Source organism: Novosphingobium sp. FSW06-99 (genome assembly GCF_001519065.1).
Lineage (GTDB): Bacteria > Pseudomonadota > Alphaproteobacteria > Sphingomonadales > Sphingomonadaceae > Novosphingobium.
Genome location: NZ_KQ954257.1, coordinates 246,135 through 269,109, shown reverse-complemented (window position 1 = coordinate 269,109; position 22,975 = coordinate 246,135). Strand labels below are relative to the sequence as shown.

Annotated in this window: 24 protein-coding genes, 1 tRNA gene and 1 pseudogene; 8 read left to right on the top strand and 18 right to left on the bottom strand. The window is 66.1% G+C overall.

The window, feature by feature from the left end:
• Positions 1–32: 32 nt before the first annotated feature.
• The 9 genes from AQZ49_RS13800 to AQZ49_RS22575 all read right to left on the bottom strand — a co-directional run bounded on the left by AQZ49_RS13800 (position 33) and on the right by AQZ49_RS22575 (position 7,971).
• On the bottom strand, positions 33–476 hold the full coding sequence (locus AQZ49_RS13800; protein WP_067616578.1) for a DUF3035 domain-containing protein: 444 nt from the start codon (positions 474–476) through the stop codon (positions 33–35).
• Positions 476–1,006, bottom strand: coding sequence for a signal peptidase II (gene lspA, locus AQZ49_RS13795; RefSeq protein ID WP_067616576.1), 531 nt, complete (start codon positions 1,004–1,006; stop codon positions 476–478). The genes AQZ49_RS13800 and lspA overlap by 1 nt, the downstream gene beginning before the upstream one ends.
• A complete protein-coding gene (gene ileS, locus AQZ49_RS13790) occupies positions 1,003–3,822 on the bottom strand; it encodes an isoleucine--tRNA ligase (protein WP_067616574.1) in 2,820 nt (939 codons plus the stop codon). Before ileS ends, lspA begins: the two co-directional genes overlap by 4 nt.
• Positions 3,823–4,107: 285 nt before the next feature.
• Positions 4,108–5,034, bottom strand: coding sequence for a bifunctional riboflavin kinase/FAD synthetase (locus tag AQZ49_RS13785; protein WP_067616572.1), 927 nt, complete (start codon positions 5,032–5,034; stop codon positions 4,108–4,110).
• Positions 5,034–5,501, bottom strand: a complete 468-nt coding sequence (locus AQZ49_RS13780; protein ID WP_067616570.1) for a dihydrofolate reductase — start codon at positions 5,499–5,501, stop codon at positions 5,034–5,036. Before AQZ49_RS13780 ends, AQZ49_RS13785 begins: the two co-directional genes overlap by 1 nt.
• 5 nt (positions 5,502–5,506) lie before the next feature.
• Positions 5,507–6,565: a 5-(carboxyamino)imidazole ribonucleotide synthase gene (locus AQZ49_RS13775; protein WP_067616569.1), complete on the bottom strand. Its 1,059-nt coding sequence runs from the start codon at positions 6,563–6,565 to the stop codon at positions 5,507–5,509.
• 15 nt (positions 6,566–6,580) lie between these two features.
• Entirely contained in the window at positions 6,581–7,066 is a 486-nt protein-coding gene (purE, locus tag AQZ49_RS13770) for a 5-(carboxyamino)imidazole ribonucleotide mutase (protein WP_067616567.1), read from the bottom strand.
• A 13-nt stretch (positions 7,067–7,079) separates the two neighbouring features.
• On the bottom strand, positions 7,080–7,766 hold the full coding sequence (gene gpmA / locus AQZ49_RS13765) for a 2,3-diphosphoglycerate-dependent phosphoglycerate mutase (RefSeq protein ID WP_067616692.1): 687 nt from the start codon (positions 7,764–7,766) through the stop codon (positions 7,080–7,082).
• A 49-nt stretch (positions 7,767–7,815) separates the two neighbouring features.
• Positions 7,816–7,971, bottom strand: a complete 156-nt coding sequence (locus AQZ49_RS22575; protein ID WP_197411035.1) for a hypothetical protein — start codon at positions 7,969–7,971, stop codon at positions 7,816–7,818.
• 128 nt (positions 7,972–8,099) lie between these two features.
• Here AQZ49_RS22575 and AQZ49_RS13755 point away from each other — a divergent pair.
• From AQZ49_RS13755 to AQZ49_RS13740, 4 genes and pseudogenes are all read left to right on the top strand, one after another.
• A tRNA-Thr gene (locus tag AQZ49_RS13755) sits at positions 8,100–8,174 on the top strand.
• A 90-nt stretch (positions 8,175–8,264) separates the two neighbouring features.
• A pseudogene (locus tag AQZ49_RS13750) lies at positions 8,265–8,565 on the top strand (GIY-YIG nuclease family protein).
• Between the two features lie 139 nt (positions 8,566–8,704).
• A complete protein-coding gene (locus tag AQZ49_RS13745; protein WP_067616690.1) occupies positions 8,705–9,733 on the top strand; it encodes a threonine aldolase family protein in 1,029 nt (342 codons plus the stop codon).
• Entirely contained in the window at positions 9,730–10,662 is a 933-nt protein-coding gene (locus tag AQZ49_RS13740; protein ID WP_067616563.1) for a DMT family transporter, read from the top strand. The genes AQZ49_RS13745 and AQZ49_RS13740 overlap by 4 nt, the downstream gene beginning before the upstream one ends.
• On the opposite strand, the gene AQZ49_RS13735 is transcribed toward AQZ49_RS13740, so the two are convergent.
• Positions 10,560–11,402: a Rossmann-fold NAD(P)-binding domain-containing protein gene (locus tag AQZ49_RS13735; protein WP_067616561.1), complete on the bottom strand. Its 843-nt coding sequence runs from the start codon at positions 11,400–11,402 to the stop codon at positions 10,560–10,562. The genes AQZ49_RS13740 and AQZ49_RS13735 overlap by 103 nt on opposite strands.
• A gap of 5 nt (positions 11,403–11,407) precedes the next feature.
• Entirely contained in the window at positions 11,408–12,718 is a 1,311-nt protein-coding gene (locus AQZ49_RS13730) for a M48 family metallopeptidase (RefSeq protein ID WP_231739230.1), read from the bottom strand.
• Positions 12,719–12,887: 169 nt separating this feature from the next.
• Here AQZ49_RS13730 and pepN point away from each other — a divergent pair, with 169 nt between their 5' ends.
• Both pepN and pgeF read left to right on the top strand, forming a co-directional pair.
• Positions 12,888–15,503: an aminopeptidase N gene (gene pepN / locus AQZ49_RS13725; RefSeq protein ID WP_067616559.1), complete on the top strand. Its 2,616-nt coding sequence runs from the start codon at positions 12,888–12,890 to the stop codon at positions 15,501–15,503.
• Positions 15,500–16,273 (top strand): peptidoglycan editing factor PgeF, encoded by a 774-nt coding sequence (pgeF, locus tag AQZ49_RS13720; RefSeq protein WP_067616557.1) that lies wholly within the window; start codon positions 15,500–15,502, stop codon positions 16,271–16,273. The genes pepN and pgeF overlap by 4 nt, the downstream gene beginning before the upstream one ends.
• Positions 16,274–16,279: 6 nt before the next feature.
• On the opposite strand, the gene AQZ49_RS13715 is transcribed toward pgeF, so the two are convergent.
• The 3 genes from AQZ49_RS13715 to galE form a co-directional block, all read right to left on the bottom strand.
• Positions 16,280–16,885, bottom strand: a complete 606-nt coding sequence (locus AQZ49_RS13715) for an HAD family hydrolase (protein WP_156428297.1) — start codon at positions 16,883–16,885, stop codon at positions 16,280–16,282.
• A 99-nt stretch (positions 16,886–16,984) separates the two neighbouring features.
• Positions 16,985–17,110 carry a type B 50S ribosomal protein L36 gene (gene ykgO, locus AQZ49_RS13710; RefSeq protein ID WP_008069451.1) on the bottom strand — a complete coding sequence of 42 codons (126 nt, stop codon included), beginning with the start codon at positions 17,108–17,110 and terminating at the stop codon, positions 16,985–16,987.
• Between the two features lie 71 nt (positions 17,111–17,181).
• Positions 17,182–18,186 carry a UDP-glucose 4-epimerase GalE gene (gene galE, locus AQZ49_RS13705; RefSeq protein ID WP_067616553.1) on the bottom strand — a complete coding sequence of 335 codons (1,005 nt, stop codon included), beginning with the start codon at positions 18,184–18,186 and terminating at the stop codon, positions 17,182–17,184.
• 134 nt (positions 18,187–18,320) lie between these two features.
• On the opposite strand from galE, the gene AQZ49_RS13700 reads away from it, so the two are divergent.
• Positions 18,321–19,100, top strand: a complete 780-nt coding sequence (locus AQZ49_RS13700; protein WP_067616551.1) for a DUF4136 domain-containing protein — start codon at positions 18,321–18,323, stop codon at positions 19,098–19,100.
• Between the two features lie 37 nt (positions 19,101–19,137).
• Positions 19,138–20,277, top strand: coding sequence for a M14 family metallopeptidase (locus AQZ49_RS13695; protein WP_067616549.1), 1,140 nt, complete (start codon positions 19,138–19,140; stop codon positions 20,275–20,277).
• A 152-nt stretch (positions 20,278–20,429) separates the two neighbouring features.
• Here the strand turns inward: AQZ49_RS13695 and arsC are convergent, their stop codons facing one another.
• Genes arsC through panC form a run of 4 tightly spaced genes read right to left on the bottom strand, consistent with a single transcriptional unit; the run spans position 20,430 to position 22,966 of the window.
• Positions 20,430–20,771, bottom strand: a complete 342-nt coding sequence (gene arsC / locus AQZ49_RS13690; RefSeq protein WP_067616547.1) for an arsenate reductase (glutaredoxin) — start codon at positions 20,769–20,771, stop codon at positions 20,430–20,432.
• A 9-nt stretch (positions 20,772–20,780) separates the two neighbouring features.
• Positions 20,781–21,290, bottom strand: a complete 510-nt coding sequence (locus tag AQZ49_RS13685) for a (2Fe-2S)-binding protein (RefSeq protein WP_067616545.1) — start codon at positions 21,288–21,290, stop codon at positions 20,781–20,783.
• Positions 21,291–22,058 carry a class II aldolase/adducin family protein gene (locus tag AQZ49_RS13680; protein ID WP_067616543.1) on the bottom strand — a complete coding sequence of 256 codons (768 nt, stop codon included), beginning with the start codon at positions 22,056–22,058 and terminating at the stop codon, positions 21,291–21,293. It lies immediately after the preceding gene.
• Positions 22,059–22,081: 23 nt separating this feature from the next.
• Positions 22,082–22,966: a pantoate--beta-alanine ligase gene (gene panC, locus AQZ49_RS13675; protein WP_082701785.1), complete on the bottom strand. Its 885-nt coding sequence runs from the start codon at positions 22,964–22,966 to the stop codon at positions 22,082–22,084.
• Positions 22,967–22,975: the final 9 nt, after the last annotated feature.

Here is a 22,975-nt window from a genome sequence, read left to right as displayed (position 1 = left end):
GCCCTCCCCGCTGGCGGGAAGGGCCCATGCGATCAATGCGAAGGGGTTGGTGCCGCAGCGGGCGCGGTCGCTTGCGCCGCCGGAGAGCTGCTTTCGGGCGCGTTCACGATATCGCGCACGTTTGCGCCCTTGGGCACGGTGCTGGTGCGCGGATCGCCGACCACACTGCGAATGGCGGGAGCCGATGCACCGGCCTTGCCCAGCGCATCGGTTTCAACCGCACTGCGCGGCGCCGGTCCGCCAAACAGCGCATCGAGCGCCTGGCGGCTGGATTCGGTATCCTGCGGGCGCGGCGCACCGGGGTTGGGCGGGGTCAGCGCAAAATCGGGCGGAACCGCCAGCGGGGCCTGCCGGGTCACCGCAAATTCATCAGGACGCACACGATTGAACAGCGAGGAATGCGAACTGCACCCGCCCAGAAGGCCGGACAGCGCCACGGCGCACCCGGCAAGGGAAATTAGGGCGGTCTTGCGCATCAAGAATTCTCCGTAGGGGTATTGCCGGGCTTTTCGCCGGAAAGCAGCGAACGGGCAAGCAGTATCAGCACGCCAAAAGTGATCGCCGCATCGGCAAGGTTGAAAATCAGGAACGGACGCCAGGCGCCGATGTGCAAGTCGGCATAGTCGATGACGAAGCCATAGACCACCCGGTCATAGATATTGCCCAGCGCACCGCCCAGCACCAGCGCCAGCCCGATCACATCGGCGCGGCGGCGTTCGACCAGCAGCCATGCGGCCACCCCCAGCGCGATCGCCCCGGTCACCGCAATCAGGATCAGCCGCAGCGTCTGCGTGGTGGCCGTGAACAGCCCCAGCGAAACACCGAAGTTCTGAGTGTAGCGCAAGGCAAACACCGGCAGCAGCGCAATCGCATCGACCCGGTCGAGCGCGACCGGCCCCAGCAACAGCGCCTTCAACCCGCGATCGAGCGCAAACACCAGCAGCGCCAGGCCATAGCCGAATGCGCGCCGGGTCCAGATTTCAAACAGCACTTTTTCGCGGGTCATGCCTCGATCCCGTCGATTTGCGCCACCACATCGCCACAACGCACGCACAGCGCGCCATCCTCTGCCACATCGGGCAAATGGCGCCAGCACCGGCCACATTTGTGGTGATCGGTCTTGGCCACGTGGACCGCATCGCCGCGCGTGACGACCGAGGTGATGAACAGTTCGGCCAGATCCGCATCCGGGGCGTCATCCGCCACGGTCACCTCGGCTTCCAGGCTAGACCCAAGCACTTTGCCCCGGCGCAGCGGTTCGATCGCTTCGTTGACCGTCGCGCGCAGGGCGCGCAGAGCCTGCCAGCGCGCCTCGTCAACCGTGGCGGCAGGCACCACCGGCCATTCGAGCAAGTGCACGCTGCCTTCTCCGGGATAGCGCGTGCCCCACACTTCCTCGGCCGTGAACACCAGCACCGGCGCGGCATAGCGCACCAGCGCATGGAACAGCGTATCGAACACCGTGCGGCAGCCGCGGCGCGCGGGCGATGACGGCGCATCGCAATAAAGGCTGTCCTTGCGGATATCGAAATAGAACGCCGACAAGTCCTCGTTGCAGAAATCGCTCAGCGCGCGGACATACGTGTTGAAATCAAAGTATTCGACCGCCTGCGCCAGCGTGGCATCGAGCGCACCGAGCCGGGCCAGCACATAGCGTTCAAGTTCAGGCATGGCATCGACCGGCACGCGCTCGGCCTCGTCAAACCCGTCGAGCGCGCCGAGCAGATAACGGAACGTGTTGCGCAACTTGCGATACTGGTCGGCCACCCCGGCCAGGATTTCCTTGCCGATGCGGTGGTCTTCGGTGAAATCGACCGACAGCGCCCACAGCCGCAGGATATCCGCGCCATAATCGCGCATCAGGTCGATCGGGCTGATCGTGTTGCCCAGCGACTTGGACATTTTCATGCCCTTGGCGTCCATCGTAAAGCCGTGCGTCAGCACTGCCTTGTAGGGCGCATGGCCGCGCGTGGCGCAGCCTTCGAGCAGCGACGACTGGAACCAGCCGCGATGCTGGTCCGACCCTTCGGAATAGAGATCGGCAAGCGGGCCCGTATAGCCTGCGGGGCGCAGCAGATCGGGCCAGCGCCCGCTTTCCAGCACGAAAGCATGGGTCGATCCCGAATCGAACCATACGTCGAGAATGTCGGTGACGCGTTCGTAATCGTCCACCGCGTGATCGGGCCCGAGGAATTCGGCGGCACGCGCTTCATCCCAGGCATCGACGCCTTCTTCGGCGATCGCGGCCACGATCCGCGCATTCACATCCGCATCGACCAGCACGTCACCGGTCTGGCGATGAACAAACAGCGTCAGCGGCACGCCCCACGCGCGCTGGCGCGACAGCACCCAGTCGGGGCGCCCTTCAACCATCGCGCCGAGGCGGTTGCGCCCCTTTTCGGGCACAAAGCGGGTTGCCTTGATCGCCGCGACCGCGCGTTCGCGCAAAGTGCGCGGGGCCAGCATGGCGTCGAGATCGTCGGCGCCTTCGGGCAGGATCGGCGGGATCTGCTTGTCCATCGGCACAAACCATTGCGGCGTGCAACGATAGATCACTTTGGCCTTTGATCGCCACGAATGCGGATAGGAATGGCGGTAATCGGCGCTGGCTGCGACCAGCGCGCCAACATCTGCCAGTGCGGTGCAGATCGGCCCATCAGGGGCGTTGAATTTCGGATTGATCACGCTGCCCTGCCCGGCAAGCCACAGCCAGTCATCGCGATAGCGGCCATCGCCCTCGACCGCGAACACCGGTTCCAGCCCGTGCGCCTTGCACAGCGCAAAATCGTCCTCGCCGTGGTCGGGGGACATGTGGACCAGCCCGGTGCCCGATTCGGTGGTGACGAAATCGCCCGCCAGAAAAGGCCGGGGCCGCGCAAAAAAGCCGCCCAGCGCATGCATCGGATGGCGCGCGACGGTGCCTTCGAGCGCGGCGCCCTTGATATAGAAATGCGCGGTGTGCCGATCGGCGCCGGTGCGCGCAACGAATGCCTCGATCAGCGGCTCGGCCACCAGATAGCGACGCCCGGCGATCTCGATCAGGAAATAGTCGATCGATTTGCCATAAGCGATCGCCTGGTTGACCGGGATCGTCCACGGCGTCGTCGTCCAGATCACCGCATAGGCACCGATCAGATCGGGATCGGGGCAATCGGTGATTTCGAACGCCACGTCGATCTGGGTCGACGTGATATCCTCGTATTCGATTTCCGCTTCGGCCAGCGCGGTCTTTTCAACCGGGCTCCACATCACCGGCTTGGCCCCGCGATAGAGCTGCCCGGTTTCGGCAAAGCGCATCAGTTCGCGCACGATCGTCGCCTCTGCGGCGAAATCCATCGTCAGATAGGGATTGTCCCAGTCGCCGTTGATGCCCAGCCGTTTGAGCTGTTCGCGCTGCACATCGACCCAGCCGCGCGCATAGGCGCGGCATTCCGCGCGGAATTCGCGCGGCGGAACTTCGTCCTTGTTCTTCTTTTTCTTGCGATATTCTTCTTCGACTTTCCATTCGATGGGCAGGCCATGGCAATCCCAGCCAGGCACATAGGGCGCATCGAACCCTTTCAGCGAGCGCGTGCGCACCACCATATCCTTCAGGATATGGTTGAGCGCGTGGCCGATATGCATGTCGCCGTTGGCGTAGGGCGGCCCGTCGTGAAGAATGAACTTTGCGCGACCGCTGCGCGCATCGCGCAAGGCGCGATAGAGATTGTCCTGTTCCCAGCGCGCCAGAATGCCCGGCTCCTTGAGCGGCAGGCCAGCCTTCATCGGGAATTCGGTCTTCGGCAGGAAGACAGTGGAACGATAGTCGCGGTCTTGGGTCATGGGCCAAGCGCCTTAACGTATCACGCGCAAAAGGCCAGTCCCGACCATGTCCACCTTCGCGCAATCGCGCGCGTCAAGAGGCTGGTTTCACGAAACGCGCGAAAGGGCGCGTTTCGAAGTCCGCACCGGCCCGCTCCCCGCGACGAAGAGCACGAAAACGTCCGGGGGACGTTTTCGCTGAGGAGCCGACCACCCAATTATAGGTATCCTATGGGTGGTCGAGTGGGGGAGCGGGCCGGTGCCGACTTCCCGAAACGCCAGTTTCGGGTCAGCCCCTTACAGGGGCTATATATCGGCCAGCAGGTGGCGTGCCTCGTCGCAGTCTTTGGCGATCTGCGCCATCAGCGCGTCGAGCGAATCGAATGCCCATTCGCCGCGCAGGAAATGGTGGAACGCGACCTCGATATCCTGTCCGTAAAGATCGCCCGAAAAGTCGAAGAAATGCGGTTCGAGCAATTCCTTGGGCGGATCGAACATCGGCCGCACGCCCAGATTGGCCGCACCCTTCAACAGGCGCCCGTCGGCCAGCCGCGCGGTTACCGCATAGATGCCATAGCGCGGGCGCAGATAGTTGCCCATCGCCAGATTGGCGGTGGGAAAGCCGATCGTGCGGCCGACTTTGTCGCCATGCTGGACCGATCCGCGCACCGCAAACGGCCGGGTCATCAGCCGCGTGGCGGTCGTCGGATCGCCCGATGTCAGCGCATCGCGGATACGGCTCGATGAAACGACCTCGCCCCCGATCATCACCGGGCCGACCGTACGCGTGCGCAGGCCAAGCGTCGCGCCAAGCTGCGCCAGCACCTCGACATTGCCGCCGCGCGCCTTGCCAAAGGTGAAATCCTGTCCCGTGACCACGCCCGCCGCGCCCAGCCGGCCGACCAGCAGCGCACCGACGAAATCGGCCGCCGTGGTACCCGCCAGTTCGGCATCGAAATGGAACACCAGCATGGCATCGGCACCGGCGGCGGCAAACAACACCTCGCGCTGGTCGAGCGTGGTCAGCCGGAAATGCGGCGTGTCGGGCTGAAAATGGCGCACCGGATGCGGATCGAACGTGGCGATGATCGCGGGACGACCCTCGGCCCGCGCCCATTCCACCGCCGCGCGCGCGACCGCCTGATGGCCCAGGTGAAACCCGTCGAAATTGCCCAGCGCGATGATCGCACCGCGATAGGCATCGGGCAGGGCCTGGCGGGCATCAAAACGCATCAGGCCAGGGCCCTTTCCAACGACACGAACGCAAACCCCTCGTGCGCCTCGCGCGCGACTTCGCGCCATTGCGCGCCGGGGGCTGGCATCACCGTGTCGCCCGCATAGAGCCCGTCCACTTCGGTCAGTTCGATGCGGGTGGCAACAGGTTCGAACAGCGCGATCACTTCGGCTCCGCCGATCACCGCCGCATCGTCACCGGCCAGCGCCAGCGCCGCCTCGGGCGTAGCAGCGACTTCGGCGCCCGCGCGGTGCCAGGCGGTATCGCGGGTCAGCACCACGTGGCGGCGACCGGGCAACAGGCCGGGCAACGAATCAAAGGTCTTGCGCCCCATGATCATTGCCTTGCCCATGGTCAGCGCCTTGAACCGGCGCAAATCGGCGGGCAAGTGCCAGGGCAGGCGCCCGCCATGCCCGATGGTGCCATCACTGGCGCGCGCCACAATGATGGTCAACCCCCGTGCCATACGCGTCACGGCACCAGCCGGGTGACATGGCCCATCTTGCGCCCGGGGCGCACGGCGGCCTTGCCATAAAGGTGCAAGTGGTTGGCGCCGTCGGACAGGATCGCGGGCCAGTCGCGCGCGGAATCACCGATCAGGTTGTCCATCACGACACCACTGCCGACCAGCGCGGTATCGCCCAGCGGCAGGCCACAGATGGCGCGAACATGGTTTTCAAACTGGCTAGTCAGCGCGCCTTCGATCGTCCAGTGCCCCGAATTGTGCACGCGCGGCGCCATTTCGTTGAACACCGGGCCCTGATCCGTGGCAAAGAATTCCAGCGTCAGCACCCCGACATAGCCCAGCGCATCGGCCACTTTGGCGGCCAGTGCGCGCGCCGCCGGCACTTGCGCCAGGATCGCCGCCGGGGCGGGCACGGTCGAACGCGCCAGGATGCCGTTTTCGTGTTCGTTGTGCGCGCTGTCCCAGAACCGGATCGCGCCATCGGCGCTGCGCACCAGGATCACCGAAAACTCGCCGAAAAAGGTCACGAACCCTTCGTAGATCAGCGGCACGCCGGGCCAGTCCAGCGAATCCGCATCGGCGGGCGCCATGATCCGCCATTGCCCTTTGCCGTCATAGCCGTCGCGCCGGGTCTTGAGCACGCCGGGCGTGCCGATCCGTGCCACCGCCACGGCCAGATCGGCCGGGCTGTCAACCGCCATCCACGGCGCCGGGCGCCCGCCGAGCGGTTCGACAAAGCTCTTTTCGGCCACACGGTCCTGCGCCACTTCCAGCGCACGGATCGGCGGGTGCAGCGGGGCATGCGGGGTGATCGCGGCCAGCGGCGCGGCGGCGACGTTTTCGAATTCATAGGTCACTACCGCGCATTGCGCGGCAAATACCGCCAGCGCAGCGGTGTCGTCATAGGCGCCCCGCGTCGATGCCGCGCAGACATCGGCGGCGATCGCATCGGCCTCTGGCGCATAGACATGGCAGCGATAGCCCAGTTGCGCCGCCGCCAGCGCGATCATCTGGCCAAGCTGGCCGCCACCGAGGATGCCGATCGTCGCGCCGGGGGGAATCATCGCACGCTGTCCTGTTCAGGCCGGGCGTTCGGCCACGGCATCGGTCTGTTCGGCGCGAAACGCCACCAGCCGCTCGGTCAGGTCCGCATCCGACAGTGCCAGGATCGAGGCTGCCAGAATCCCGGCATTGGTCGCCCCGGCCGCGCCGATCGCCAGCGTGGCGACCGGAATGCCGCCGGGCATCTGGACAATCGACAACAGGCTGTCGAGGCCCTGCAACGCCTTTGACTGCACCGGCACGCCCAGCACCGGCAGATGCGTCATCGAGGCGACCATGCCCGGCAGATGCGCCGCGCCGCCCGCACCTGCGATGATCACGCGAAAGCCCTGGAGATGCGCAGTGCGCGCAAATTCGACCAGCCGTTCGGGGGTGCGGTGCGCCGAAACGATGCGGCAATCATGCGCCACGCCCAGCCGGTCGAGCACTTTGGTCGCGTGCGCCATCGTCTCCCAGTCGGACTGGCTGCCCATGATCACGGCCACCGGCGCGCTTGCGGTCATTGCACGGGCCCTTTTAGCGTTCGGACAAGTAATAGCGGTCGGTCGCCGCCAGCGTGTCATCGAGTTCATAGATGATCGGCTGCCCGGTCGGGATTTCCAGACCGGTGATATCCGCATCCGATATGCCCGACAGATGCTTGACCAGCGCGCGCAGCGAATTGCCGTGCGCGGCCACGATCACGGTTTCGCCCGCCGCCAGCACGGGGGCGATCGCCGCCTCGTAATAGGGCAGCACGCGCGCGATGGTGTCCTTAAGGCTTTCGGTCGCGGGAATCGCAATACCCGCATAGCGCGGATCGCCCGACAGATCGAACGCGCTGCCCGCTTCGAGCGGGGGCGGCGGGGTGTCAAAGCTGCGGCGCCAGATCTTGACCTGTTCCTCGCCGTGGCGGGCCGCAGTCTCTGCCTTGTCGAGCCCGGTCAGCCCGCCATAGTGCCGCTCGTTCAGCCGCCAGTCCTTGACTTCGGGAATCCACAGCCGCCCCGCCGCTTCGAGCACGAGATGCAGCGTCTTGATCGCGCGGGTCTGCACCGAGGTGAACGCGCGCGTCGGCAACACGCCCTTGTCGCGCAGCAATTGCCCGGCGGCAAACGCTTCGGCGGCGCCTTTGTCGGTGACATCGACATCCCACCAGCCGGTAAAGCGGTTTTCAAGGTTCCACTGCGACTGGCCATGGCGGACGAGGATCAGACGGGGCATCGGCATTCCTGTTGGCGCAAAAAACGAGAGCCGCGACGTAGCGGCTTGGTCACGGTTTGGGAAGGTCGGTTTTGGGCGGCGCAGCGGCATCGATCGCGCGCGCCTGCGCCTTGCGCCGACGCAGATTGGCGCGCAACTGTTCGGCCAGCCGCGCCTGTCGATCGGCCTTGCCGGTTGCCGGGGAAGGGGGTTCGCGCGTCGTCATCGCCCCTGCTGTGACGAATGGCACGCGCCAGTGCAAGCCCCGCTTGACAAAGCCGCCCCCCACCGCCAAAGGGCGCGCCTGCCCCAACGGCGCCACGCGCTGGATGGGACGATCGCAGGAAATGGTGTGCTGCTGTAGCTCAGTGGTAGAGCGCATCCTTGGTAAGGCTGAGGTCGGGAGTTCAATCCTCCCCAGCAGCACCATTTCCTGCCGTCCACCCGCACAAGATCGATCGCGCAACCACCCGTCACCCCGGGCTTGACCCGGGGTCCCGCTTGCCTTCAGATCAACCGATGGATCGGGAAAGTCGCGGCGGCTGGGTGTATATCATGGCAGATCGCTATCGCGGCACGATCTATATCGGCGTTACCGCAGATCTGTCCAAACGGATCTTCCAGCATTGGTCTGGCGATGGATCGGATTTTTGCGAACGCTACGGTCTGCACAGGCTCGTCTGGGCGGAACGGGGGCGCAACGATCGAAGAATGCATTGCCCACGAAAAGCAGATCAAGCGTTGGCAGCGCGCGTGGAAGTTCGATCTGATAGAGCGCGCAAATCCTGACTGGCGCGATCTTTACGACACGCTGGTGTGAGCGGTCTTCGAAAGGCGAAGAAAGCGGGACCCCGGGTCAAGCCCGGGGTGACGAGGAGAACGGGCCGGGGCGATCGTCATGGCGTTGCGTCCCTTTCATCATCTTGACCACGGCGGCGCGGGGCCGCATGCCCCGGATCATGAAATTCTTCTCCGACAACGCCGCCACTGTCCACCCCCGCGTCTGGGCCGCGATGGCCGCCGCCGATGCGCCCGACACCGCCTATGACGGCGATGCGCTGTCGGGGCGGCTGGACGAGGCGTTTTCGGCACTGTTTGGCCAGCCTGCGACGGCCATCTGGGTGGCCACCGGCACGGCGGCCAATTGCCTGGCGCTGGCGGCGATGGTGCCGCCCCATGGCGGGGTGGTGTGCCATCGCGAGGCGCATATCGAAACCGACGAGGGCGGCGCGCCGGGGTTCTATACCCATGGGGCAAAGCTGATCCTGGCCGAAGGCGATGCCGCGCGGCTGACCCCCGCCACGATCAACGCAGCGCTCGCGCCGATCCGCGATGATGTGCACCGGGTGCAACCCCACGCCATCTCGATCACCCAGGCGAGCGAATATGGCCGCGTCTATGCGCCCGGCGACGTCGCCGCGATCGGCGCGCTGGCCCGAGCGCGCGATCTGTGGCTGCATATGGACGGGGCGCGATTTGCCAATGCGGTAGCGCATCTGGGCTGTCACCCGGCGGCGATCACGGTCGACGCCGGGGTCGATGCGCTGAGCTTTGGCATGGTCAAGAACGGCGGTCTGGGGGCCGAGGCAATCGTGCTGTTCGGTGAAGGGCGCGACCCGGCACTGGTCGATACCATCCACCGCCAGCGCAAGCGCGCGGGGCATCTGCAATCGAAGGGCCGCTATCTGGCCGCGCAGATCCTGGCGCTGCTGGAGGGCGATCTATGGCTGGCCAATGCCCGCGCGGCCAATGCCTCCGCTGCCGAACTGGCCGCCGCGGCAGGTGACCGGCTGATCCATCCTGTCGAATCCGATGAAGTGTTCCTGATCGTCGACCCCGCCGAAGCGGCGGCACTGCGCGCGGCAGGGTTCGATTTTTATGACTGGGTCGCCCCTGCAGGAGCACCGGGCGCCGCGCGGCTGGTCACCTCGTGGAACAGCGATCCGGCGCATGTCGCCGCGCTGGCGCGGGCAATCGCGGCCCTGTGACGGGCACCCATGCGCGCGCCGATCCGCGCGTGATCGCCGCCTTTGTGGTGACCGCGCTGGTCTGGGGATCGACCTGGCTGGTGATCAAGGCGCAGATCGGCCCGGTGCCACCAAGCTGGTCGGTGACCTGGCGCTTTGTCGGCGCGGCGATCGGCATGTTCGCGCTGGGGCTGATGCGCGGCGACATTCGCGTCGGTGCGCTGGTGCCCGAACGCCGCGTGCTGATCCAGGCCGCGCTGATCGGGCTCAGCCTGTTCTGCGGCAATTTCCAGTTTGTCTATCGCGCCGAAGGCCATCTGACGTCGGGGCTGGTGGCGGTGGTGTTCGCGCTGTTGCTGGTGCCCAATGCGGTGTTCGGCCGGGTGTTTCTGGGCACGCCGATCACGCGCCGGTTCGTGCTGGGATCTGTGATCGCGCTGAGCGGCGTGGTGCTGTTGATGGTCCACGAATATCGCGCCGCGCCGTCGGGCAGCGATGTGCCGCTGGGCGCGGCGATGACCGCGCTGGCGCTGCTGTTCGCATCGACCGGCAATGTGCTGCAGGCGGCGCAAGTCGCGCGCACGGTTCCGGCCGCGATGCTGCTGGGTTGGGCATTCCTGTTCGGCGCCGGGGCCGATTGCGTGATCGCGCTGGTGCTGTCAGGGCCGCCAGTGTTCGATTGGTCGCCCGCCTATGCCGGGTGCGTGGCCTACCTGGCGCTGGTTGGATCGGTGCTGACGTTCCCGTTGTACAACCTGCTGCTGCGCGAAATGGGGCCGGGGCGCGCGGCCTATAACGGGGTGCTGGTGCCGGTGGTGGCGATGGCGTTGTCCACGCTGTTCGAAGGCTATCGCTGGTCCACGCTCAATGCCGCGGGCGCAGTGCTGTCGCTGATCGGGCTGGTCGTCGCGCTGCGCGGGCGCATGCAGGCGCGCAGCCCTTCGCGATAGCTGGGGTATTGGGGGCGCCAGCCGAGCACGCGGCGCGCCTTGCCATTGGCGATACGGCGGTTTTCGGCGTAGAACGCGCGCGCCATCGGCGACAGGTCGGCCTCGGCCAGCGGCACCAGCGGCGGCGGCGCCATGCCGGACAGCCGCGCCGCCTCCTCCATCACCGCGTTCTGATCGCACGGTTCGTCATCGGCCAGATTGTAGACCCCGGCGGGCGCGCCCAGCCCGGCGATCACTCCGCCCGCGATATCGTCGACATGGATGCGGCTGAACACCTGGCCCGGCGCGATCAGCCGCCGCGCGGTGCCATCGCGCAGCCGCTCGAACGCGCTGCGCCCCGGGCCATAGATGCCGGGCAGGCGGAACACCCGCGCGCTCAGCGCCTGCCACGCCAGATCCGCCTCGCTGCGCGCGGTGCGCCGCCCATGGCCGACGCCGGCGCTTTCATCGACCCAGGCCCCGCCGCAATCGCCATAGACCCCGGTAGAGGACAGATAGCCAATCCATCGCGTGCCCGGCGCCGCGCCATAATGCGCCAGCACCGGATCGACCCCGTCACGCCCCGGCGGCACGCTCGACAACACGTGGCTGGCCCGCGCCAGCGCGGCCAGTACCGCCGCGCGATCGTCAAAGGCGATCTCGCCCCCGCGTCCGGTGCCCTCGACTTGCCAGCCCCGCGCACGCAGGCGCCGCGCCAGCACCCCGGCGCTGTAACCCAACCCGAACACGAACAGGTGCATCGCGGCTAACGCCCCTTCACATCGGGCAGCGGCGCAGGCACAACTTCGATCGCGCCGGGGACATGGTCCTTTTTCCACTGCATCGCGCGGTATACCCGCGTGTGGCCCGATGGATGGTCATAGAACAGCGCCTCTTCCCACCACGGCGGCGCGATCTTGCGATAAGTCGACAGTTTCATCGCCGCCAGCGCAAAGCCGTCTGGTTCGCGCGCAGCGTTCAGCCCGAAGGCATCGGCGGCGCTTTCGGTATAGCGGGTCGACGTGTTGCTGAGCGGCAGGAACAGCAGTGTCAGCGCGCTCATCAGCCCGACCAGCACCGGCAGCGCCGCCGGGTCATCGATACCGCGCACACCGCGCCGCCAGGCCCCCGCAGCAAGCACGCCCGGAGCCCACCGCGCCAGCAGCCAGAACTGCGCGGCCGACAACAGCGTGATCACCGCAATCCCGGTCCACACATGGCCCAGCACATAGTGGCCCATTTCGTGTCCGACCACCGCCGCCGCCTCGGGCAGGCTGGTGCGGTTGACCAGATTGTCGGTCAGGCTGATCTGCACGGTCGGCCCGACGCCCGAGACATTGGCCGAAATCCGGTCGCTTTGGCGCGATGCATCGAACACCACGATATGGTTGGTCGGGATATGGTTGGCATCGGCCATCGCCACGATCCGCGTGCGCAGCGGGCCGGGGGCCAGATCGGTATACGTGTTGAACAGCGGCATGATGAACACCGGGGTGATCAGGCTGAAAAACGCCGCCAGCACCCCGACCACACCCGCCCCGATCAGCCACCAGTGCCGGGGAAAGGCGCGAATCACCGCGTTGATCACGGTCAGCACCAGACTGCCCGCCACCAGCGTAAGCGCCAGCGCGATCGCCTGTTGCCCCAGCCAGCCGCCAAATGTCTGGTTCATCAGCCCGAACCGGCGCTCGCGCAGGAAATCGACATAGATCGACCACGGCAGTTGCAGCAGCGACAGCAGCAGCACGAACAGCGCCGCGACCGCCAGCATCACCACCCACGGCCGCCAGCCCCGCCGCCGCATCGCATCGCGCAGCGACACGAGCAATCCAACGCGCAGGATCACCCAGCACAACAGCACGGTGATCAGCGTGGAGGCCGCATCGAGCCACAATCCGCCATCGAAATACGCATCCGACCGCGCCCGCGCCGCCGGGCTGAGCACGGCCAGATAGAGCGCGGTGGCATGATTTACATCGAACGCCGCCGCCCGCGCCCATGTCGGCGCCAGCGCCGCACAGCCCACCGCGATAGCCACCCAGAAATTGGCACGCGCCATGTCATCCCCCAACGTCATCCCCCGACCCACGGTTTCGGCGCATGGGTTCATGCGCCGGCCGATGTGAGTCAAGCGCAAAGGGTTGTCATGATGGTTCCGGAACGGGACCGCCAGCGTTGCGGCCCGTCCTTGCCGCGGCGCGAACAATGCCATTGGCCAGCGCGACAGGAGTCCCTACATTGCCATTATGAACGATATGTCCAGCGCCCCCGTGGCCTCCACCGATCAGCCCCACGTCGTGCGTCGGCTTGATTACCAATCGCCCGACTGGCTGGTGCCGACGATCGATCTCGACTTTGCGCTGTCGATCGATTCGACCCGTGTGCGCTCCACGCTGCATGTCACGCGCCAGCGCGCGGGCGCCCCCCTGCGGCTCAATGGCGACGGGATTGCGGTGGCCACACTGTTGGTCGACGGGCAGGCGCACAATGCCTGGGAAATGGACGGCAACGATCTGGTCGTCTCGCTGTCGGGCGATGCGCATGTGGTGACCATTGACACCGTGGTGAACCCGGTTGCCAACACGCAATTGTCGGGGCTCTATGCCTCGGGCGGGTTGCTGTGCACCCAGTGCGAGGCCGAAGGGTTCCGCCGCATCACCTTTTTCCCCGACCGGCCCGACGTGCTCAGTCGCTATGGCGTGCGTTTGCAGGCCGACAAGGCGCAGTTTCCCGTGCTGTTGTCCAACGGCGATCCGGTGGCGCAGGGCGACAATGCCGATGGCACACATTGGGCGCAATGGAACGACCCCTGGCCCAAGCCCAGCTATCTGTTTGCGCTGGTGGCGGGCGATCTGGTGGCCAGCCGCGACCGGTTCACCACGCGCAGCGGGCGCCAGGTCGATCTGGCGATCTGGGTACGGCCCGGCGATGAAACGCGCACCGACCATGCCATGCGCAGCCTGATCGCGGCGATGGCCTGGGACGAGCAAACCTATGGCCGTGAATACGATCTCGACGTGTTCAACATTGTCGCGGTGTCCGATTTCAACGCCGGGGCGATGGAGAACAAGGGCCTCAACATCTTCAACACGCGCTATATCCTGGCCGATCCCGAAACCGCCAACGATGGCGATTATGACGCGATCGAAGGCGTGGTGGCGCACGAATATTTCCACAACTGGTCGGGCAACCGGGTCACTTGCCGCGACTGGTTCCAGCTATCGCTGAAAGAAGGCTTTACGGTGCTGCGCGATCAGCAGTTCAGCGCCGATCACGGATCGCCCCCGGTCAAGCGCATCGAAGACGTGCGCATTTTGCGCGCAGCCCAGTTTCCCGAGGATTCAGGCCCGCTGGCGCATCCGATCCGGCCCGATTCCTATCAGGAAATCAGCAATTTCTACACCGCCACGGTCTATAACAAGGGCGCCGAGGTGATCCGCATGATGACCGTGCTGGCCGGGCCCGAACGGTTTCGGCGTGGCACCGATCGCTATTTCGACCAGCATGACGGCGAGGCGGCGACATGCGAGGATTTCGTGCGCGCGATCGAGGAAGGCGCCGGGATCGACCTGACGCAGTTCCGCCGCTGGTATTCGCAGGCCGGAACCCCGCGCGTCGACGTGGCGCTGGCGCATGCAGGCGATACCGTCACGCTGACGCTGACCCAGACCGTGCCGCCCACCCCCGGCCAGCCCGACAAACAGCCCATGGTGATCCCGCTGCGCACCGCGCTGTTCGACCGCGCAACCGGGCGGCACGATGGCGAACATCTGCTGGTGCTGACCGAGGAAAGCCAGACATTCACCTTCACCGGCCATGCCGCGCCGCCGGTGCTGTCGATCAATCGCGGTTTTTCGGCACCGGTGGCGATCGATCACCGCGCCGACAGCGCCGATCTGGTGTTTCTGGCCGCGCACGACGACGATCCGTTCGCGCGCTATGAGGCGATGCAGCAACTGGTGGTGCAGCATCTGGTCGCGGCGGTCACCGACCAGTTGTCCGATGCCGAACGCGCCGCCGGGCGCGCCGCCATTGGCGAGGCGTTTGCCGCCGTGCTGGCCGATCCCGCGATCGATGACCTGATGCGCGGCGAACTGGTGATCCTGCCCGGCGAAACGTATCTGGCCGAACAGTTGAGCCCGGTCGATCCGGGTCGGGTGCGCGCCGAGCGCGAGGCGTTGAAGGCTTGGCTGGGCGGCACGCTGGCGGCACAATGGCGCGCCGTGCACGATCGCACCAGCGCGGTGCCCTATAGCCTCGATCCCGCCGCGCGTGGCGCGCGCAAACTGAAGACGCAGGCGCTGGTCTATCTCGCCCCTGCCGATCCGGTAGAGGCGATCAACCGCGCCGCCGCGCAATATGCCGCCGCCGACAACATGACCGACCGCCAGGGCGCGCTGATGGTGTTGTGCGGGCTCGACGGGGCCGAACGCGACCATGCGCTGGCCGATTTCCACCGCCGCTTTGCCGACAATCCGCTGGTGATCGACAAGTGGTTTTCGTTGCAGGCCGGATCGCTGCACCCCGACGCACTGCGCCATGTCAAGGCGCTGGCACAGCACGCCGATTTCACGCTGACCAACCCCAACCGGGTGCGCGCGCTGTACATGGCCTTTGCCGGCAACACCGCCGCGTTCCATGCCGCCGACGGTGAAGGCTATCGCCTGATCGCCGATCTGATCCTCGCGCTCGATCCGATCAACGGCAATGTCGCGGCGCGGTTTGTCCCGCCGCTGGGCCGCTGGCGCAAGATCGAGCCGACCCGCGCCGCCCTGATGCGTGCAGAGCTGGAACGCATCGCCGCGCAGCCGAACCTGTCGCGCGACGTGCGCGAACAAGTGGGCAAGAGCCTGGGCGCATGACTGTCGAGGCGCTGACCCATCCCGCGCTGGCCGGGGCCGCGCACGGCTTTTGCGGTCGGCGCGGCGGGGTAAGCGGCGGCATCCATGCCGGGCTGAATGTCGGCTGGGGCAGCGAGGACGATCCCACCGCCACCGCCGAAAACCGCGCGCGCGCGGTTGACGCGGTGATGCCCGGTGCACGGCTGGTCTGCGCGTACCAGATCCATTCGGCCGACGTGGTAACGGTGACCGAACCCTGGTCCGAAACCGACCGCCCGCCCGCCGATGCGCTGGTGACCGACCGGCGCGGGCTATTGCTCGGCATTCTGACCGCCGATTGCGCGCCGGTGCTGTTTCACGACCGCCACGCGGGCGTGATCGGCGCGGCGCATGCGGGGTGGAAAGGCGCGCTGGCGGGCGTGACCGATGCGACGATTGCCGCGATGGAGGCGCTGGGTGCCCGGCGTCAGGCCATCGCCGCCGTGGTCGGGCCGTGCATTGCCCAGAAAAGCTATGAAGTCGATGACGCGTTCGAACAGCGGTTTGTCGCCGCCGATCCCGCCAATGCGCGCTTTTTCCGTGCCGGTCGCGCGGGCCACGGCTGGTTCGATCTGGAAGGCTATGTCGCAGACCGCCTGCGCGCCGCCGGGGTCGGCAGCGTCGGCATCATGGGCGAGGATACCTATGGTCAGCCCGACCGGTTCTTTTCCTATCGCCGCGCCACGCACCATGGCGAGCCGGGCTATGGCCGCGAGATATCGCTGATCGGGCTGCCATCCTTGCGCCCATAACAGTCTTTACAACAGGCCGAGCCCGATCAGATCGGCCTCCAGCGCCCCGGCATCGCCATCGAACCAGTGCACCTGCCAGCCGAGCGCGCGCGCGGCCGCGATATTGGCGGCGTTGTCATCGATAAACAGCATCCGCGCCGGATCGTGGCCAAACCGCGCGGCGGCCAGATCGAAGATCGCCGCATCGGGCTTGGCCAGACGTTCTTCGCCCGACACCACGATCGCGCCCATATGGTCGAGAATCGGGAACGTCGGGCGGAACATGGCGAAGGCATCGGCGCCGAAATTGGTGATCGAATATTGCGGCACGCCGCGCGCGGCCAACCGTTCGACCAGCGGATGGGTGCCCGCGATCGGGCCCGGCACCGACAGCAGCCAATGCGTGCGATAGCGTTCGATCAGCGCGCGATGCTGCGGGAATTCGGCGACCCGCGCGGCGATCATGTCGGCCATCGGCTCGCCGCAATCGTGGCGGAAATGCCAGGCCTCGCTCACCACGGTGGTGGTGAAGGCAACGCGTTCGGCATCATCGGGAATCACGTCGCGCCAGATGCGCGGGAAATCCCATTGCACCAGCACCCGGCCGATATCCCACACAACGGCATCGACCATCATCATCTATCCCGCTAACGACCAAACCCTCGCCGTTACGGGCGAGGGTTCAAGGTCATCCCATGACAGGATTGCGCCCCGGTGACGGGGCGCAGTGGATCAACCCTGGCGGGCCTTGAAGCGGCGCTGGGTCTTGTTGATCACATAGGTCCGGCCGCGACGACGGATCACGCGGTTGTCGCGATGGCGGTCCTTGAGCGACTTCAGGCTGTTGCGAATCTTCATGACGAATCCCTTTGCCCGAACTGACCGGGCCAAAAACAGAAGGGGGCGGGTATAGGCGCGCCCTAGCAAAGTCAAGCTGCCCCGCGAATTTCCGTCAACCGCCGTTCCCACGCCAGCGCATGGCCGACGATCGTTTCCAGATCGGCATAGCGCGGCACCCACGGCAGTGTCGCCTTGATCCGCCGGTTGTCCGAAATCAGCGCATCGGGATCGCCCGCGCGGCGCGCCTCAAACCGGCGATCGATGGTCAGGTTGGTCACCCGATCGACCGCATCGAGCACTTCGAGCACCGAAAACCCCCGACCATAGCCGCAGTTCATCGTCAACGACTGCGCCGGATCGGCAATCAGCGCTTCGAGCGCCAGGACATGCGCGGCGGCCAGATCGCTGACATGGATATAATCGCGCACGCCCGTACCGTCGGGCGTGGCATAGTCGGTGCCGAACACCGCGACCGATTCGCGTTTGCCCAGCGCAGCCTCGACCGCAACCTTGATCAGGTGGGTGGCCCCGGCGGTCGATTGCCCGGTGCGCGCCTGCGGATCGGCGCCCGCCACGTTGAAATAGCGCAGCGCGCAGAAATTGATGGCATGCGCGCGTGCCGTGTCGCCCAGCATGATCTCGGTCATCAGCTTGGACATGCCATAAGGATTGATCGGTCGTTGCGGGCTGTCCTCGGTCACGGGCGAGACTTCGGGAATGCCATATGTCGCGGCGGTCGAGCTGAAAATGAAATGGGGCACCCCGGCACTGACCGCCGCCTCGATCAGCGACCGGCTCTTGGCGGTGTTGTTGTGATAGTATTTGAGCGGGTTCTCGACCGATTCGGGCACGATGATCGAGCCTGCAAAATGCATCACCGCGCGCGTGCCCTGTTCGGCAAAAATCCGCGCCAGCAACGCGGCATCGGCGATGTCGCCCTGATAGAACGGCACATCATCGGGCAGCGCAAAGCGGAACCCGGTGGTCAGATTGTCGATCACCGCGACCGGCCATCCGCCGTCTTTCAGCGCAAGCACCGCGTGGCTGCCGATATACCCGGCGCCGCCGGTAACGAGAACGGGAACTTTGGTCATTGCCTGCGAATCACCCCGATTGCCTGTGGAACAGGACCTAGCAGCCGCAGCGATAGAAGGAATCCTCCTAAGCATCCGTTGTAGAGTGGGATGTCACGGCCTAGAGTGTGACAAAGTTTCAGGATTGCCAGACGATGACCCGCCCCATGATGACCGGACTGCGTGCCCCGCTGCTGATTTCGACCGTTCTGGGGGTGGCGCTGGCCGTCCCGGCCACGGCGCAACGCTATCCCGGCGGCTGGTCCGATGGCTATGGGCGGGTCGCCAACCAGGGCGGTGCCGAACCCTCGACGCGGGTCGATGTCGAAACCTTCCGCGCCGCCGACGCCGGGGACGCGCTGGGCAAGGGGCGGATCGTGGTGGTCGATGCCGCACCGGCCGCACCGCCGCCAGCGCCCGAAGATGTGCCCGGCTATCTGCCCGGCAACGGCGATGTGCCACCGCCGCAGGACAAGCTGCCGGTCTATGAAGCGGCGGTGATCGACCAGTTGGCGCACAAGGGCTATGATATCGCCGACGCCGCCAATCCCCAGCAACTGATCGAAGTCGCGATCAGCCACGATGTGGTGATCCCCGAAGAGGCGCCGCATAAACCGGTCAGCGGCGAAGTCAGCGTGGGGGTCAGCAACCACGGCTATGGCTATGGCGGCGCGCTCTACATCGACCTGTCGAAACCGCGCAAGGCGATCGTCGCCACCCGGCTCGACGTGCGCATCCGTGACAAGACGACGCACCGCGTGCTGTGGGAAGGCTATGCCCAGGGCCAGTCGCGCATGACCGACACCGGGTATGACGACACCCACATCGCGCCGCGCCTGTCGGCGGCGCTGTTCGCCAGGTTCCCGGCCGGCAAAGTGGTGCAGGCGCTGCCCGGTGCCGAACCGCTGGCCCCGACCGATGGTGGTGGCGAGTAAGATTGCCGGACGCGCCTGTCGCGATTATCACCGCGCCATGACTCAGACCCCCATCATCATCGACGCCGCGTTCGACAGCGGCAATATCGAAGTGCTGTCGATCGACGGCACCCAGGCGCGGCTCGCCATCCGCCGCGACGCGCATTCGCAGTTTTTCCAGTGGTTCCATTTCCGTGTGGCCGGGGCGGCGGGCCGCGACCTCGAATTGCGGCTGACCGGGCTGGCCGCGGCGGCCTATCCCGGCGGGTGGGAGGCCTATCGCGCGGTGTTCAGCGAAGACCGCCAGTTCTGGGGCCGCACCGAAACCAGCTATGACCCGGCGGTCGAAGGCGGCACGCTGACCATCCGCCATCGCCCCGCGGGCGACTTGTGCTGGTTTGCCTATTTCGCGCCCTATTCGTGGGAACGCCATGGCGATCTGGTGGCGCGCAGTGCGGGCGAGCCCGGCGTCACCCACCATGTGCTGGGCCACAGCCTCGAAGGCCGCCCGATCGACTGCCTGACGCTGGGCGAAGGCCCGCGCACGGTGTGGCTCTATGCCCGCCAGCATCCCGGCGAATCGATGGCCGAATGGTGGATGGAGGGTGCGCTGGCGCTGCTGACCGATCCTGCCGACCCGCATGGCCGCGCGCTGCGTCAGCTTTGCACGTTTCATGTGGTGCCCAATGCCAATCCCGATGGATCGGTGCGCGGCCATCTGCGCACCAACGCCGCCGGGGTCAATCTCAACCGCGAATGGCACGCGCCCAGCGCCGACCGCTCGCGCGAAGTGCTGGCGATCCGCGATGCGATGGACGCGACCGGCGTCGATTTCGCGATGGATGTGCACGGCGACGAGGCAATCCCGCACGTGTTCCTGGCCGGGTTTGAGGGCATTCCGTCATGGCGCGACGAACAGGGTGCGGGCTATCGCCGCTATCGCGCGATTCTCGAACGCCGCACCCCCGATTTCCAGACCCGGCGCGGCTATCCCGAGGCGCGCCCCGGCACCGCCAACCTGACGATGTCGACCAACCAGATCGCCGAACGGTTTGGCGCAGTGGCGATGACGCTGGAAATGCCGTTCAAGGACAACGACGATTTGCCCTGCCGCGCGCAAGGGTGGAGCCCCGAACGATCGCAACTGCTCGCGCGGGCCTGCCTCGAATCGCTGCATGAATGGCTGCTGGCGCAATAGTATTTACCGCTTTTTAACCTCTTGCGGCGCAGAGCACAGGACATGTCCCAAGCTCTGCGCCACCCTGCCGTTCTGATCGAGGAAGCCTTGCGCGTTGCCGTGGTGTTCGGCTGCGCTGCCGCGCTGATCGGCGCCGGGCGCTTCCTTCCTTTTTAAAGGATTTCCTGCACCCGCTCTTTGGGGCGGCACAGGCGCACGCCCTTGTCGGTTTCGACCAGCGGGCGTTCGATCAGGATGGGCTGCGCCACCATTGCGGCGAGCACGGTCGCATCATCGGCCTGCGGCAGGCCGCGTTCGGCGGCATCAGTGCCCCGGATGCGCAGCCCCTGTTGGGGGGTGATCCCGGCGTCGCGATATAGCTGCGCCAGTTTCGCCGCGCTGGGCGGGGTTTTCAGATATTCAATCACCGTCACTTCGGCACCGGCGTCGGCCAACAGCGCCAGCGTGTTGCGCGATGTGCCGCATGCGGGGTTGTGCCAGATCGTCGCTTTCATGGTCGGTCCTTATAGTCCGGGGGTGGTGGCAGTGGCGGGAACGGGAACGCGCAGGCCCGGTTCTTCTCCCCGCATGATGCGCCCCGCGCGCTGGATCGTGCGGACCAGCCGGGGTTCGACCCCGCACCGGCAGATGTTGGTGATCGCGGTGGTGATGTCCGCTTCGGTCGGATTGGTGTTGCCCGCCAGCAGCGCGGCGGCGGCTATCACCAGCCCGGGGGCGCAAAACCCGCACTGGATCGCCTGTTCGGCCACGAACGCCTGTTGCACCGGATGGTTGCGGTCGGGCGACAGCCCTTCGATGGTGGTCACGGCGCGCCCTTCGGCTTCGCCCAGCGACAGCGTGCAACTGGGCATCGCCTGCCCGTCGACAATCACCAGGCACGCGCCGCATTCGCCGGTGCCGCAGCCATATTTGGTGCCGGTCAGATTGGCCGCATCGCGCAGCGCCCACAACAGTGGCACATCGCTGTCGAGGTGGAATTCAACCGGCTGGTTGTTGACGGTCAGACGCGCCATTCAGTCCCGCCAACTGCGGTCGATCTGGTCGATCCGGCGCACCCAGGCGGCAAAGTCGGTGGCCCCCGGCGCGCTGCCCGGCACGGCGACCTGGCCCAGATCGCGCTGGTGTACCGCGACCACATCGTCGGCAATGCGGATCGCGGGCTGCCCCATCGACAATGTCGCCAATTGAATTTCGCAGGCGCGTTGCAGCGCCCACATCTGCACAAACATCGACGGCAGCGTCGGCGCCAGCACCACCGGGCCATGGTTGCGCAACATCAGGATATTCTTCGTACCCAGATTGGCCAGCAGCCGTTCGCCTTCTTCGGCGCGCACCGTCACGCCCTCGAAATCGTGATAGGCCAACCGACCGATGAAATTGCAGGCATAGAAATTGATCGGCAGCAGCCCTTCCTCCAGGCTGCACACCGCCATCGAGGCGGTGGTGTGCACGTGGCAGATGGCGTTGGCCCAGTGCAGATGGCGGTGGAAATAGGCATGCTGGGTAAATCCGGCCTTGTTGACCGGGTACTGGCTCGACCCCAGCGTGTTGCCGTCGATGTCGATCTTGACCAGATTGCTCGCGGTCACCTCGCTATAGAGCAGGCCATAGGGATTGATCAGGAACGCGCCATCCTGGTCGGGCAGTTTGACCGAGATGTGGTTGTAGACCGATTCCGACCAGCCCAGCAGGTCGAAGATGCGATAACACGCTGCCAGTTCCTGCCGCGCGTGCCATTCGCTGTCGCTGCATTCGATATTCGGACGGATCTGCGTGGCCATGACATGCTCTCCTGTTCGGGTGCTTATGCAACCTCTGGCATATGGGCCATCGCGGGTTCGATGGCCATGTTGTCGATCAACCGGGTGCGGCCGATATGCGCCGCCACCAGCAACCGCGCCGCGCCGCCATGCCACTGGGCCAGATCATCCAATGTTTCGGCACTGCGCAAATCGGCATAGTCGATGCGATCGAACCCGGCGGCCAGCAGCGTGCGGCGCACCTGATCGAGCACCGGACCGACCGGATCGCCCGCCAGGATGGCGGCGACGGCCACGCGCATCGCCCGGTTGAGCGTGGTCGCGCTGGCGCGTTCGGCCTGCGACAGATAGCGGTTGCGGCTGCTCAGCGCCAGGCCATCGGGCTCGCGCACAGTGGGCACGCCGATGATCGCCTCGGCGCGCGGAAAGGCCAGATCCAGATCGCGCGCCATGCGGCGGATGATCGTCAACTGTTGCCAATCCTTTTCGCCGAACAGCGCGACATCGGGGCAGACCTGGTTGAACAGTTTGAGCACGACCGTGGCCACACCATCGAAATGGCCGGGCCGGTGCATGCCGCACAGCACGCGGTCGAGCCCTTGCACCGAAACCGTGGTGGCAAACCCGTCAGGGTACATTTCCGCAACGCCCGGCGCCCACAACAAGTCGACCCCGGCTGCGCGCAAGAGGCGCTGATCCTGCGCCAACTGGCGCGGATAGGCATCAAGATCCTCGTTCACGCCGAATTGCAGGGGATTGACGAAAATCGACACCGCGACCCGATCCGCACAGGCGCGCGCGCGCCGCACCAGCGTCAGATGCCCTTCGTGCAGGGCGCCCATGGTCGGCACCAGCGCCAGGGTTTTTCCCCCGCTTTTGAGCATGGCAACCGATTTGCCCAGCTCTGCACGGGTCGAGACAGTTTGCATGGGGCCGGT